General features: G+C 40.7%; 10 protein-coding genes. 9 read left to right on the top strand and 1 reads right to left on the bottom strand.

Going from position 1 to position 14437, the window contains the following annotated elements; all coding sequences use genetic code 11:
• Nucleotides 1-96 precede the first annotated feature (96 nt).
• The 8 genes from G603_RS0112735 (at nt 97) to G603_RS0112700 (ending at nt 11943) form a co-directional block, all read left to right on the top strand.
• A complete protein-coding gene (locus tag G603_RS0112735) occupies nt 97-777 on the top strand; it encodes an MBL fold metallo-hydrolase (protein ID WP_051207837.1) in 681 nt (226 codons plus the stop codon).
• Nucleotides 778-1297: 520 nt separating this feature from the next.
• Nucleotides 1298-2809: a coproporphyrinogen dehydrogenase HemZ gene (hemZ, locus tag G603_RS0112730; protein WP_026670467.1), complete on the top strand. Its 1512-nt coding sequence runs from the start codon at nt 1298-1300 to the stop codon at nt 2807-2809.
• 108 nt (nt 2810-2917) lie between these two features.
• The gene (locus G603_RS0112725) at nt 2918-4258 is read left to right on the top strand and encodes an MATE family efflux transporter (protein ID WP_026670466.1); all 1341 of its coding nucleotides are present in this window, start codon (nt 2918-2920) and stop codon (nt 4256-4258) included.
• A gap of 97 nt (nt 4259-4355) precedes the next feature.
• Nucleotides 4356-4721 (top strand): GntR family transcriptional regulator, encoded by a 366-nt coding sequence (locus tag G603_RS0112720; RefSeq protein WP_242834880.1) that lies wholly within the window; start codon nt 4356-4358, stop codon nt 4719-4721.
• A gap of 13 nt (nt 4722-4734) precedes the next feature.
• Nucleotides 4735-5637: an ABC transporter ATP-binding protein gene (locus tag G603_RS0112715; RefSeq protein ID WP_026524263.1), complete on the top strand. Its 903-nt coding sequence runs from the start codon at nt 4735-4737 to the stop codon at nt 5635-5637.
• Nucleotides 5612-7708, top strand: a complete 2097-nt coding sequence (locus tag G603_RS0112710) for a DUF6449 domain-containing protein (protein ID WP_026670464.1) — start codon at nt 5612-5614, stop codon at nt 7706-7708. Before G603_RS0112715 ends, G603_RS0112710 begins: the two co-directional genes overlap by 26 nt.
• A 66-nt stretch (nt 7709-7774) precedes the next feature.
• Nucleotides 7775-9412 carry an Mbeg1-like protein gene (locus G603_RS0112705; RefSeq protein WP_026670463.1) on the top strand — a complete coding sequence of 546 codons (1638 nt, stop codon included), beginning with the start codon at nt 7775-7777 and terminating at the stop codon, nt 9410-9412.
• Between the two features lie 47 nt (nt 9413-9459).
• Nucleotides 9460-11943: an ABC transporter substrate-binding protein gene (locus tag G603_RS0112700; RefSeq protein WP_026670462.1), complete on the top strand. Its 2484-nt coding sequence runs from the start codon at nt 9460-9462 to the stop codon at nt 11941-11943.
• A gap of 6 nt (nt 11944-11949) precedes the next feature.
• Here G603_RS0112700 and G603_RS0112695 read toward each other — a convergent pair whose 3' ends face one another.
• The gene (locus tag G603_RS0112695) at nt 11950-12786 is read right to left on the bottom strand and encodes an AraC family transcriptional regulator (RefSeq protein ID WP_026670461.1); all 837 of its coding nucleotides are present in this window, start codon (nt 12784-12786) and stop codon (nt 11950-11952) included.
• A gap of 126 nt (nt 12787-12912) precedes the next feature.
• Here G603_RS0112695 and G603_RS0112690 point away from each other — a divergent pair, with 126 nt between their 5' ends.
• Nucleotides 12913-14418 (top strand): sulfatase-like hydrolase/transferase, encoded by a 1506-nt coding sequence (locus G603_RS0112690; protein ID WP_026670460.1) that lies wholly within the window; start codon nt 12913-12915, stop codon nt 14416-14418.
• The last annotated feature ends 19 nt before the right edge of the window (nt 14419-14437 follow it).

Raw genomic sequence — 14437 nt, 5'->3', positions numbered from 1 at the left:
TTGGTACAATCTACTTGCGAATAAGATATAGCTTCGGAATTGCAGTAAGATTTTGCTGCGGTTCCGAAGAGTTATATGTTACTACGAGGAATTCAAATGAATAATAAAGAGATAGGAAAAGCGGCAGTTGGTTCGATGCTCCTTGGTATGGTGCAGACTAACTGCTATTTTGTTTATAAAGAGGATGGCAGAGAGCACAAGCCGGGAGTAAAATATGACGATTCCACTCCTGTGGTGTTTTTTGATCCTGCGGATTATGGCGATAAAATCTACGAAGCTTTGACAGACAGAGGCTTTAAGGTGGACGCCATCTATCTTACTCATGCACACTTTGACCATATAGGCGGAGTGAAGGAGCTTTCTGAGCTTTCGGGAGCCAAAGTGTATGCCTATGAAGAGGAGAAGAAGCTCTGCGAGGATACTGAGTACAATTTGTCTGCAGCCTATGGCATGAATCTTACTGTTAAGCCGGATGAGTTTCTGAGGGATGGGGCTCTTTGCGAAGCAGCGGGGCTACAGTTCAAGCTCATAGCAACTCCCGGACATACAGAAGGAAGCTGCTGTTTTTATTTTGAGGATGACAAGATTCTTATAAGTGGTGATACGCTTTTTGAGGGCTCAGTTGGAAGAACTGACTTCCCGGGGGGCTCCATGAGTACCCTGGTGAGATCCTGCCACGAAAAACTTTTCACTTTGCCGGATGATGTTGTAGTTTATCCTGGGCACGGCGGTTTTACTACCATCGGTGATGAGAAAATGTACAACTCGTTTTTATAACAGTTAACAGGAAGATCTCTAAGATTCCTGGTTAAACATCGCTCAGATTATTAGGTCTATTATGGATGAATTTTTTTGAGTGATAATAGAGTGAATTACAGCGGGAAAGAATGAAAAGAACCAAGCCGCTGTAATTTATTGAATGGAGTGAGCTTAAATTACTGCGGGAAAGAATAAAAGTATCAAGCCGCTGTAATTTATTGAATGGAATGAGTTCAAATTACAGCGGAATAGATAAAAAAGTGTCGAGTCGCTGTAATTTATTGAATGGAATGAGTTCAAATTACAGCGGAATAGATAAAAAAGTGTCGAGTCGCTGTAACAACTAAGTGGAGAATGCTGCGCAAGTGAAAAGAGAGCATCTTGTCGATGTAATAATGAGCGTGGAATGCTGCGGAAGATTAAAAAAACATCAAATCGATGCAATTTTAAAAGAAATATGAGCACTAATTGCTGCGAAAAGAACGAATAGTTCTCATTTCAATGTAATTCACAATCAATTTGAATAAAGGTTAAGCAAATGATACTGGTAAATTTGAATAAAGATAAATTTAAATATGACATACATTCTTTAGTTAAGGCTTTTTATCCGGCTGAGGATGTGCAGGTTTTGACCACTGAGGAGCTTGATGCCAGAGAGAATACAGATGAAACTGATAATGCGCCTGATATAAGAATAGATTTACTTGAAGATGAGGGACATATCGATATTTCTTTTCTTCAGGAAGATGGAAGCTATAAAACTGAAAATGCAGAGTGTGACAGAGGAGATAATGCCGATGCTTCAGCATCAACCAACGGCACGGAAGCATCTCTTGCAACACCTAAGAATGCACTTAAGCAGCTCCTTTATAAGGGCTTATGTGAAAAGGCCGAAAGGTCGCTGCCCTGGGGCTCTCTTACTGGTATAAGACCCACAAGAATTCCCATGCAGATGATATATGAGAATAAGAGCGAGAAGGAAATCCGCGATTATATGCGCGGCACTTTTTTTGTATCGGATGAGAAGATGGACCTGGCCTATAACATAGCAGTCAGAGAGAAGAAGATTCTTGATAGCATAGACTTTAAAGATAATTACAGCCTCTATATCGGGATTCCTTTTTGTCCAACCACATGTCTGTACTGCTCATTTACATCCTATCCCATTGCAGCATGGAAAAAGACAGTGGACACCTATCTGTCATGTCTTGAAAAAGAGATTGATTATGTGGCTGAGGCTTTTGCAGGTAAAAAGCTCAACTCTGTATATATCGGAGGCGGAACGCCCACAACCCTTGAACCTGATGAGATGAGAAGGCTTATCGGATATCTTAGGGATAAAGTAGATCTGTCACATTGCAGCGAATTTACTGTGGAATCAGGAAGACCCGATTCTATTACTAGAGAAAAGCTACGTGCCATGAAAGAGTGCGGAGTAGACAGAATATCCGTTAACCCTCAGACCATGAGTGATGATACTCTTAAGAGAATAGGCAGATGCCACAGCGTGGCTCAGTTCATAGATGCCTATAATATGGCAAGGGAAGAGGGTTTTGATAACATCAATATGGATATCATCCTTGGACTTCCCGGTGAGGCGGAAAGTGACGTACGCCATACCATGGAGGAGATTGAGAAGCTAAGACCTAATGATCTTACGGTTCATAGCCTTTCTGTAAAGCGTGGTTCAAAGCTTGCAGAACATATAAGGACTAACGGATATTTCCTTGAGGGAGATACCGGTGCCATGATGGATATTGCAAGAGAAGGTGCTGCCAAAATGGGACTTACTCCTTATTACATGTATCGCCAGAAGAACATCTCCGGTAACCTTGAAAATACCGGCTACGCTGAGGAAGGAAAGGCCGGAATCTACAATATTCTCATGATGGAAGAGGTTCAGTCCATAGTTGCCCTGGGAGCAGGCACGGTTACTAAGAGGGTTTACGGCGATGGCAGAATAGAGCGCTGTGATAATGTAAAGGACGTTAAGCTCTACATCGAGAAGATAGATGAAATGATTGACAGAAAACGCAAGCTGTTCGGTTGAGCCTTAGGAAAAATCCTGAGTTTAAAACTTTAAACAGCGGCGTATCAGACAGAAATTATGATTTTTCTTATGGGAGAGGGTATTAAGAAAGATTGGGGAGTACTTTAAATGCAGGTAAATAATAAAAGATACGAGATGATGACACAGACACCTATACCTAAGCTTATTCTTACAATGGCGGTGCCGACTATCATCAGTATGCTGGTAACAGCGATATACAACACAGCAGACACTTTCTTTGTGGGAAGAATATCAACTCAGGCTACAGCTGCTGTTGGTCTTGTTTTCACAATAATGGCTCTTATTCAGGCTACAGGCTTCTTTTGCGGACATGGTTCAGGTAATTATCTTTCAAGAATGCTTGGAGCAGGTGAGCATAAGGAAGCAAATGAGATGGCTTCCACTGGATTTGCAATAGCACTTATAATCGGTGTCATTATTGCAATCGTAGGTAATGTCTATGTAAAAGAGCTTTCCCTTATGATAGGTGCAACAGAGACTACTCTTGTTGATACCGAGAATTATATGAGAATAATTCTTATCGGTGCACCCTTCATGATAGGTCAGTTTGTAATAAATAATCAGCTCAGATTCCAGGGAGCTGCCATGTATGCCATGGTTGGCTTAATGTTCGGTGCAGTAATGAACATGGCACTTGATCCCCTGCTTATTTTTGTTTTCCATCTGGGAGTAAGGGGCGCAGCTATAGCTACGGTAATGGGCCAGGTTACAAGCTTTATTGTGCTTCTTATAGGCTCAAGCAAGGGTGAAAACATCAGACTTTCATTCAAAAACATTCGAATCAATCCTCATTACATAAAAGAAATCATCAACGGCGGTGCGCCTTCACTCTTTAGACAGGGCATGGCTGCTGTATCATCACTTCTTATGAACAAGATGGCAGGATATTTTGGCGGAGATGCTGCTATTGCCGGCATGTCTATCACAACACGAGTTATGATGATGCTTATGTCTGCTCTTATTGGCTTTGGCCAGGGGTATCAGCCTGTGTGCTCCTTTAACTATGGCGCAGGCCTAAAGAAGAGAGTAAGAGAAGGATATTTCTTTTGCGTTAAGTATTCCACAATATTCCTTGCAATAGTAGGTGCTGCATGCTTTGCTTTTGCACCTTCTGTAATAGGAATTTTTCGTGATGATCCGGATGTTATAGCAGTAGGCTCAGTGGCACTCAGGTGGCAGTCGGCTACTCTTGTTTTTGGAGGAGTGCTGGTAATATCTAATATGATGCTTCAGTCCATCGGTAAGGGGGTAAAGGCATCTATTACTTCATCTGCCAGAAACGGAATCTGCTTTATTCCGCTTATTCTTATTCTGCCTCAGATTTTTGGAATTTTTGGAGTAGAGATAACTCAGGCTTGTGCAGATATTTTATCTCTCTTTATAACAATACCTCTTGCTGTATCGGAACTTCGTAAATTCAAAGACTAAATAATGGGGTGTTGACAGAGTCGGCACCCTATAATATTATACTAAGTGTACTAGATGAATTAGTACAGTAGATACAGGTGTAGAACAGGAGGAAATGATGCTGATAGAAATTGATTTCAGGGATAAGCGGCCGATATACGAGCAGATTTCAGATAAGATGTCTGAACTTATTCTACGCGGCGTCATTGAAGCGAATGAAGCGCTACCGTCGGTGCGCTCGCTTGCAATGGATCTTTCCATTAACCCCAACACCATACAGAAGGCGTATGACAACTTAGAACAGAGGGGACTGTGCTATTCAGTTGCGGGGAGAGGAAGATTTGCATCAGGAATATCGGAGGTGATACCGGAGATGAAAAGTGAGTTTTGGAAGGAATTTGACGAACTATTGCAGAAAGCACTTCAGCTTGGAATTACTGAGAAAGAGCTGATGGAACATCTGAAGAAGGAAGAGGAAAAGTAAGAAAGGGGAACAGATGATACAGGCTACGAATTTGACGAAAAGCTTTGGCGACATACTTGCGATAAGTGGTATCGATCTGAAAATTGAGGACGGTCAGGTGTTTGGACTTATCGGAACAAATGGCGCCGGAAAAAGTACTTTTCTTAGAATGGCTGCGGGAATACTAAGGCCTGACAGGGGGACAATTTCAATAGATGGAAGACCGGTCTTTGAGAATCCGGAGGTTAAAAAGGAATTTTTCTATATCTCTGATGATGTGGCATTTTTCGCAAACACCACACCGGTAGATATGGCAGTTTTCTTTGGGAAAATATATGAGAGCTTTGATATGAACAGATTCAATGATCTCATGGATAAGTTCGGCCTTGAGAAAAAGCGCAAGATAAATACTTTTTCAAAGGGTATGAAAAAACAGCTCAGCGTAATCCTTGGACTTAGCGCCAAAACCAGATATCTGTACTGCGATGAGACCTTTGACGGACTTGATCCTGTAATGAGACAGGCTGTAAAGAGCCTTTTTGCGGGAGATATGGAGAGCAGGGATTTTACTCCAATAATTGCATCCCATAACCTTAGAGAGCTTGAGGATATCTGCGACACAGTAGGACTTCTTCATAAGGGCGGAATTATTTTGTCCAAGAATATTGAGGATGCCAGAGCTGATGTTCACAAGGTTCAGTGTGTTTTCAGAGATGATGAGAGCAGAAATCGTACCTTTGAAGAGCTTAAGGTTATTACAAGCGAGAACAGAGGAAAGCTTTATGTCCTTACAATCAGGGGAAGTGAGGATGATATAGAGAGGACTCTTAGGGCAGAAAGTCCTATTTTCATGGAGATGCTGCCTCTTTCTCTGGAGGAAATATTTATTAGTGAAACGGGGGTAGAGGGCTATGACATCAAAAAGATTATTTGCTGATTTATGCGCAGAGAACAGAAAAAGAAGATTGTGGCCCATAGCGCTTTGCATAGCCGGTAACTTCTTTGGCCAGCTTGTCTATGCGTATCTTGCGATTATGAAGTATGAAGAGAGGCTTGCGGATGGAAGAACTGTTATAGAAGACGTAAGGCTTGCATGCTTTGAAATGGCAGGTGGTCTGTCATGGCAGATAGGAATTCTTGTTGTTTGCCTTGCAATAATAAATGCAGTTCAGGGCTATGGATACCTTTTCGATTCAAAGATGTGCGACCTTTACGGAGCTATTCCTGTAAAGAGAGAGAAGATATTTGGGTCGGTTTGCCTTAATGGAATAGGGATTTTTGCAATACCGTACATAGTTTTCAATATACTTGTTATTATTTACGGCTTAGCAAAAGGATTCCTTCTGGCATCATTTTTGCCACAGCTCCTTGGATTGATGTTTTCCATCATTTCCATATATACACTTATTTATCTTGTATGTACATTGGCCTGCGTGATGACCGGACATATAGTTGTGGCATTCATGGCAATATTTGTATTTCTTGCCGGCGGACCTGCTACTGTTTTTATCATTGAAACCTATAAGCAGGCATTTTTCATGACTTACTATTGGAATCAAGAGCCTGCCTATGCAAGATATTCATCGCCCATTGCAGTGTATATGGCACTGTTTTCGGAAGTTGATCGTACAAATTATATGCTATTTAACAAAGCGTTATTCATAAAGACAATAGTCGTAATTGCTTTGTGCCTCGTAGTTTATCTGATTTGCAGAGCGCTTATGAAGATAAGACCCTTGGAAGCTGTTGGAAAATCGATGGCGTTTGAGAAGACTAAGCCTGTTATAAAATGTGCCATCACAGTTGTGGTATCCCTGTATGCAGGAATGTTCTTCAAATCAATTGGTGGAAAATTCGGAATGCTGATATTTGGCATAATCTGCGGATTGATTTTGAGTCATGCCGTCATCGAAACAATATATGAGTTTGATTTTAAGGCGTGTCTTTCTAATTTTGGATCGCTGATTGTTTCCGCTGCTATTACATGTTTGATAGTTATCTTATATATTTTTGATCCACTTGGATATGAGACTTGGATTCCAAGAGCTGACAAGGTAAAGACCTATGCTATAGATCAGAGTTACGTTTACAACGGCTTGCAGTACTCGGACAAATCCGGAAACAGCGTAATGTCAGAAAACTATATTTTTGAAAACATGAAGCTCACAAATATGGAGAAAATAGAACCACTCCTTATCGCCGGAGTGGAAAATGCCAAAAAGTACCATAACAGCTTTATCTTCAATCGTGAAGCATATGATAATGCTTGGAATGATGGTGAACTGTATGGATCCTTCGATATTATGTGGGAGATGAAAGATGGCAGGAAGATATACAGGAGCTTTGTAGTAGACTTAAGTGATCCTGTCAATAAGACCTGTGTAAAAGCTCTGTTTGATGATTCTGATTACAAGCAAAGTTTATTCCAGATAATGGATATCTCCGAGGATGATTTTGATACCGTGAAATACTATGACATCAATGGCAGCCATGAAGTGAAGATTGCAAGAGAGGACAGAACAAGGCTTTTGGAGGCTGTTAAGAGCGATATAGAAAATCAGCCCTTTGAAGAACTTGAAGATTCTGATCCTACAATGGTGATAGGCCTGTCGAAGAGCAGTTATTACTATGGATTAGAGATTTGCAATTTTTATCTTTATCCTTCCTTTATCGGGGCCAGAAAAGTTCTTGAGGAGATTTCCATACCTACAGATTGGATCGTGGATATTGATGCCATAAATACGCTTGGTATTCAGTGCTATGACGAGAATGACGACGTATACGACAGATGGGATACAACGGATAAAGAGGAGATAAAAGCTGTTCTTGAAAACAGCACATCAACCTGGATTAATAGCAATTCCATTTGGAGGCACGCAGGCAATGATAGTGTTTATGTAGATCTTTTCATAAACGGTAATCAGTCTGACTATCTTGTAATAAATGATATAAGTGCTATGCCAAAGGGATTACAGGAAATAATTGAAAAAACTAAAGCCTATGAATAAAATTTCATTCCGCTCACATTAACGATATTTTGTTGTAAAATAAACATGTGGGCGGAGGTATTGATTATGGCTAATGTAATAAACTATTTGAAGTGGCGCGGCGATCTTACATTTGATGAATCACTATTTAACGAAGTTGATAATCTCGTTTTGTCACTTGTCGTATACAGCGATCTTAAGGGTATTGTGCCTGAATATATGAGCGGTGGCAGCATCAAGGTTAAGGATGCTGCAGCTGCATTTTTCGAAAAACATGATCCCAAATATATGTCCAGAATAGAGTACGACTGGGTGCTTTATTATATGGCAAAAAGCAGGCGCTTTAGTGATCTTTTGCTGTCGGATTTTATGGACATAAATGATATGTCTCAAAATATGCTGGTAACAGCCATGACAGTAAGGCTCCCTGATGGAAGACGATATGTTTCCTATCGCGGAACAGGCTACGACATAGATGACTGGCGAATGGATTTCATGATCAGTTTTCAGGAGATTCCGGCGCAGAAGGAAGCTCTTAATTATCTTAGTAATGTAATGCAGAAATATTCAGGGGATTTCCTTGTAGGTGGTCACTCCAAGGGCGGAAATCTTGCTCTTTATGCGTCTATGAATATTTCTGATACGTTGCAGATTAGAATAAAGCAAATTTACAGTAATGATGGTCCGGGAATATGTTCTGAGTTTTTGGATGAGGAGCGTTTTGAAAACATAAGATTAAGACTTACTCACATCGTACCTGAGTTCTGCATTGTTGGTATGCTTTTTGAGCCTAATGTAAGGCACATAATTATCGGAAGTGAAGCTAAGGGAATTGCCCAGCATACGGGAATGACATGGCAGGTTGACGGCAATCATTTCAAGAGAAAAAAGCACCTCAATGAAAACAGCGTCATGTATAACAGCATAATTGATGACTGGATTGAGTCTAATTCCATGGAGCAGCGTGAGATTTTTACCAAGGATATTTTCGATTCTTTAAAAGCAGGCGGAGCTACCAGTATTCAGGATATTCAGGATGGCGGAATGCATGGCTTTGGAACAATTCTATTGTCCATGGCCAATTCAGAGAGTAAGACCAAGATTGTATTTGGAAAGTTTATAAGTACCTTTTGGGGCAGATTTGAAAAGCTTAGATTTATGGAAACGATAAAATCCCAGCAGGGTATTATCAGTCTTAGCCTGATTTTCCTGGGACTGCTGTTCTTCGCGATTCCGGAGAATGTATATAATCTGCTTGGCGCACTTATTGCTTTTGTAGGTATTATCTGGAGCGGTAGTTTTCTTATAAAGTCAGGTATGAGAGAGGAAAACGGCGTACTGAAACGTGGCAGAATGATATTTTGGATGGTCATTATGTGCTTTATGGTTTTTCTTCTTTCTAACCTTGAGAGAATACCTACCTGGACTAATGTTTTGGTGGCAGTAGCTTTTGTCGTTCTTGCAGCTACAAGTGTCAGGTACGTAATAAAGAACAGAAAAACCATGTCTTTGTTAGCCAGATTCTGGATGATCTTTGTTGCGGTAATAGCGTTGAATGTTGGCGTAATCATGTTTATGTCGCCTATGAATTTGTCCATCAGGAAATCTATAACCGTAGGCAGTTACCTTGTTATAACAGGTCTTGTAAGGCTCCTTATCCAGCTGCTTGGGGAAGCAAAGAGAGGTGTTGAAAAGGGCTTTTGTTATGAGGAAGAGGATGTTTGATTTAACTCATAAATATGAGTATTAAGGGAAGTTGAAAGGGAAAAGGGATGAGAAAAGGAAATATTAAAAGGGGAGTGGCAGCACTGCTTTGCTTTTGTATGGTTTTTGGCGCAGGCTGTGGTAAAAAGGATGAACCGGTCATAGACAAAGAAAAAAAGACTATCAGCGAAGATGATAAAAACTACGTATATAGCCTCAGTACCGTAGATGATGCAATTTCAAATGAAAGAAATATTGAGAGTTTTTGCAGAAACGGCGATTATATTTATATACTTACATCTGAATATGGTGAAGTCACAGAAAGTTCCGTTAAGAGGGTTAGCCTTAAGGACGGGACAGCCAAGGATTTTGTAAAGTTAGAGTCATCGGCGGATTGTTACTATGGCAACATTGCGTGCGATGATGCTGAGAATATTTACGTCACCAAAAACGAGTATCAGGAATCATTTGACGATGAAGAAAATGTTGAAGATGCAGATGATGATGTCAGCGGAACTGTAGAAATTGGTGATGATACAGAGAAATCAGAAGAGTCTGCAGAAAGCACAGAGGCTTCTGAGAATCCTGAAGATTCTTCAAATGAGACAGCAGAGGACTCTGAGAGTCAGGATGAGGACGTTATATCCGAAGAATCTGAATCCGACGAAGAATATACCGTAGAAAACAACACTCTTATTGTCAAGGTTGCTCCTTCGGGGGAGGTGCTTTGGGAGAAAAAGCTTGTAGAAGAGGATAAGAGCAGCAATCTCAACAGCTTAGTTTATGTTAAGGATGTTGGAGTAGTTACTGCGTCTCAGTCAGGCTTTGCTATCTATAATCCTGAAACCGGAGATGGAGAGATGCTTGAATATGGCAAACGCTCCGGTAATGAGGAAGAGTATTATTATGAGAGATCCCTCTTTGTTTTAAGAGACGGAGAACTCTACCTTCAGGACAACGATGAAGACTGGAACTATAGGATATCAAAGTTCGATAAGGCTGCTAAAGTCTTTAATAAAATAGAAAATGCTTATCCTGAGGGTGTTTATGGTGGGGATCAGCTAAATCCCGGCAAAAGCTTTGATGTTTACTACATGAATAGTGATGCCATAATGGCATACAACCTTGGAGATACTGAGCCTACCAAGATCTGCGATCTCACAGCTTCGGATCTGCTTATAGATTACATAAGATACATCTATGAAAAAGACAATGGCAATCTTGTAGTTTATGCCTCCATGGGTAGTGATGATATGGGGCTTTATGAACTTACCAAGGTTGCCCCGGAGGATATCAAGGATAAGGAAGTATTAGTTCTTGGTACAGTTTTTATCAATGATGATGTAAGAAAACAGGTGGTTAAATTCAATCAGCTTCATGATGATTACTGCATCAAAATAAAGGATTATTTTAGCGATACCTACAGTGACGATATGGAAGGTCTTGAGAAGGTAACGGAGGCCTTTAACCTTGATGTTACCAGCGGAAATACGCCTGATATATTTGTTCTTAGTTCCAATATTCCCTACGAGAGCTATATAAATAAAGGGCTTATACAACCTCTTGATTCCTATTTTGAGAAAGACCCTGATATCTCCCTTGATAATTATCTTCCCAATATTATGGATGCATGCAAAAGAGATGATAAGCTTTACATGATCATACCAAGCTTCTATATAGATACAATGAGCGCTGCTAAGAGTATGGTTGGTGATGAAAAAGTGACCCTTAATAATTTCAGGGACATCTGCGAAAAAAACAACATTGATCCTACAATGATGATGGGCTACAGCACAAGAGATTATGGATATATGTACTACTCAAGATGCGGAAGCTGCTTCATTGACTATGAAAAAGGAACCTGTGATTTTAAAAATCCTGCATTCATAAAGCTTCTTGAATATATTAAGGAGCTTCCTGCTACTGAGGCTGAGGACTATGACTACTCACAGTATGAGACCATGTACCGTGAAAAGAAGGCCCTTCTTAGAAGTGAGTACCTGTCATCCTTTGAGGATTTTCAGGTTTCTACAAGAGGATATTTTGGCGAAGAAATAGTATACAACGGATATCCTACCGATAAAGGCGGTGAGTCATATATTGTTCCGCTGCAGCAGCTTGCCATGAGTAACAGCTGCGCCAATAAGGAAGTGTGCTGGGAGTTCATTAAGCAGTTTTTGTCTGATGATTTCCAGGATACTGTAAAGGATAGAAAGTGGGGCTTCCCTATCAGTAATAAGGCCTTTGATGAGATGTGCAGCCTTGCTCAGGAACCGCCTTTCTTTATCAATGCTGAAGGTAAGAAAGAGCTGTCTGAGAGCTACTACGGAATAGGTGATATTGAGATCAAGATAGATGAGCTCTCAAAAGAAGAAGCAGAAGGTCTGGCTTCTTTCATTAAATCCGTTGATAAGGTTGATCAGTCCAATGACAAGGTCTCTGAGATAATCGAAGAAGAGGTTGGCGCCTTCTTCGAAGGACAAAAGACTGCCGAAGAGGTTGCAGATATAATACAGAGCAGAGTTTCTATATACCTAAGCGAGAGCATGTAAATAATATTAGTTTAGAGCATTTCGAAAAGCAGTTGGTGATTCACCGACTGCTTTTTTGAATATGCGGCTAAAGTACAAAACATCACTAAAGCCAAGGGAAGCTGCTATGTTTGAAACTGAAATATCACTTTCCGACAACAGGAATTTGGCTTTCTCTATTCTTAAATTCGCAAGATATTTCATGGGAGAAACACCCATTTTTTCTTTAAAATAGTGAGAAAAATATCCTTCGCTAAGATTGCAGTATCTTGCCATGGACGTAACTGACCAGGCATTATTGTAGCTTTGGTTTAGCTGAATTATCAGACGCTCAAGAACAAGATCGTTCCTGTCCTCGGAAGCTTCCAGCTCCATACTGCGATTTATAAGGGCCAGCATCTTTTCAAGATCTGCAGTCGCAACAATACTATATCCGGTCTTTTTAAGCTGAAGCTCTTTTATGATTTCCTGAAATATATCTTTAATCTGGATGTTGTTACCGATATAGCCTGAATGAATATCGAACCGGTTCAGGATTTTTTCCGCATCACTGCCGGTAAAATGAATCCAGTATGCGCTTGTCTTATCCTTAAAGGAATAGGAATACAGCTGGGGCTCACCGGGCCTGTATAGAACAATACTACCGGCATTTACAACCTGTTCTTTTCCGGAAAAGTTGAAATACCCGCATCCCCTTGTAATATAGATAAGCTGATAATCCAACCTCCCATTAGGACGACTTTTGGAAAAATCCCTGGTAAGAAAACTCTGTTGTCCACAGCAGTTTACCTCAAGGGGTACATCATAGTTGGAAAAGCCTATTTCTCGTCTGTATTCTCTTAAATGTCCTGAAATGTCTATCATAAAAATCACCTTAAAAAAGCAGAATTGTCCATATAGAAACCAGCAAAATGTATGTAATATAGTAACGCGTGGCATTATGATGTGCAATATGTTTGATAACAATTAAATAAAAAGAGGATACCTGACTTGAAAAAACAAATTGTGTTTATTATGACGGATACCACCAGACGGGATATGCTCGGCTGCTATGGTAATCCCAAAATGTCCACGCCAAATCTGGATGCCCTTGCGGAAGAAGGAATCAGATTTGAAAACGCCTACACTGCGCAGCCTGTTTGCGGGCCTGCCAGATCTGCGATTTTTACCGGAACATTTCCCCATACCAACGGTATGGTAACAAATTGCATAGCTATGGGCGAAAATGTAAAAACCATAGGACAGCGCCTTACTGATAACGGCTTTCATTGCGGTTATATAGGAAAATGGCACCTTGATGGAAGTGATTACTTTGGAAACGGCATATGTCCTGAAGGCTGGGATGAAGAGTACTGGTACGATATGCGAAGATATCTGGATGAGCTTTCCGATGAGGATAAGGTCAGGTCCAGAAAATCTGAGACAGCCTACGAAGAAGGGACGACAGAAGATTTTACTTATGCTCACAGATGCTCAAACAGAGCACTTAAATTTATTGATGAGTATAAGGATGAGGATTTTTTCCTTGTAGTTTCCTATGATGAGCCCCATGGCCCCTGCCTTTGTCCGCCACCCTTTAATGAGATGTATGATGGCTTTAAGTTCGAGGACAATCCCAATTTTCAGGATGACCTGTCAAAAAAGCCTCTTATGCAGCAGCTTTGGGCAGGAGATGCCATAGACAAAAAAACAGAAGAAATAAACAGACCATCAAAACAGCTTTCACTGTTTTTGGGCTGTAACAGCTTTGCTGATTACGAGATAGGAAGAGTCCTTGATGCGGTAAAAGAAGAACTTCCCGAGGCCATGGTTATTTTTACCTCCGATCATGGTGATATGCTTGGAAATCACAGGCTTCAGATGAAAAATGCCGCAGCATATAAGGAGATAGCAAATATTCCCCTGATAATTAAGGGCGGTGAGAAGGGGAAGGTTGTAGATTATCCCGCATCACATATAGATCTTGCTCCAACAATACTCGATTACATGGGAATTCCTGTTCCCGAGTGTATGGAAGGAAAAAGCATGCTTCCGCAGATAAGAGATACAAGCGTAAGGATAAATGATAAGGTGTTTACCGAATTTACAAGATACGAGGTTGATCACGACGGCTTTGGCGGTCTTCAGATGATGCGGGCAGTTATGTCAGAGAGATATAAGCTTGTAATAAATCTGCTTGATACAGATGAGCTTTACGATTTGGAAAAGGATCCCTTTGAAGTTACAAATCTGATAAATGCCCCTGAATATGAGAATGTTCGCAATGAAATGCATGATGCGCTTCTTGAGCATATGAATGCCACAAGGGATTTATACAGAGGATATCAGTGGAGCTGCAGACCCTGGCGAAGGGATAAGCATCCAACCTGGGCAAACGATGGCTATACAAGGCAGAGGCTTAATGAAGAGTATGAGCCAAGACAGCTTGATTACGATACCGGACTTCCCATGACGGAAGCCGTGAGAAAAAAGACTACAAAGGATGAAAAAAACTAAGATTGGAAGGTATGAAAAA

The organism is Butyrivibrio sp. AE3006 (assembly GCF_000424165.1).
In the GTDB taxonomy this organism is placed as follows: domain Bacteria; phylum Bacillota; class Clostridia; order Lachnospirales; family Lachnospiraceae; genus Butyrivibrio.
Note: the sequence above shows the minus strand (reverse complement) of the source record. Positions and strands in the feature narration are given on the sequence as shown.

What these genes read in the sequence shown, in the direction of transcription:
- G603_RS0112725 (WP_026670466.1), top strand. Translation starts at nt 2,918, where the DNA reads ATGCAGGTAAATAATAAAAGATACGAGATGATGACACAGACACCTATA.
- G603_RS0112700 (WP_026670462.1), top strand. Translation starts at nt 9,460, where the DNA reads ATGAGAAAAGGAAATATTAAAAGGGGAGTGGCAGCACTGCTTTGCTTT.
- G603_RS0112720 (WP_242834880.1), top strand. Translation starts at nt 4,356, where the DNA reads ATGCTGATAGAAATTGATTTCAGGGATAAGCGGCCGATATACGAGCAG.
- G603_RS0112715 (WP_026524263.1), top strand. Translation starts at nt 4,735, where the DNA reads ATGATACAGGCTACGAATTTGACGAAAAGCTTTGGCGACATACTTGCG.
- G603_RS0112705 (WP_026670463.1), top strand. Translation starts at nt 7,775, where the DNA reads ATGGCTAATGTAATAAACTATTTGAAGTGGCGCGGCGATCTTACATTT.
- G603_RS0112735 (WP_051207837.1), top strand. Translation starts at nt 97, where the DNA reads ATGAATAATAAAGAGATAGGAAAAGCGGCAGTTGGTTCGATGCTCCTT.
- G603_RS0112710 (WP_026670464.1), top strand. Translation starts at nt 5,612, where the DNA reads ATGACATCAAAAAGATTATTTGCTGATTTATGCGCAGAGAACAGAAAA.
- G603_RS0112695 (WP_026670461.1), bottom strand. Translation starts at nt 12,786, where the DNA reads ATGATAGACATTTCAGGACATTTAAGAGAATACAGACGAGAAATAGGC.
- hemZ (WP_026670467.1), top strand. Translation starts at nt 1,298, where the DNA reads ATGATACTGGTAAATTTGAATAAAGATAAATTTAAATATGACATACAT.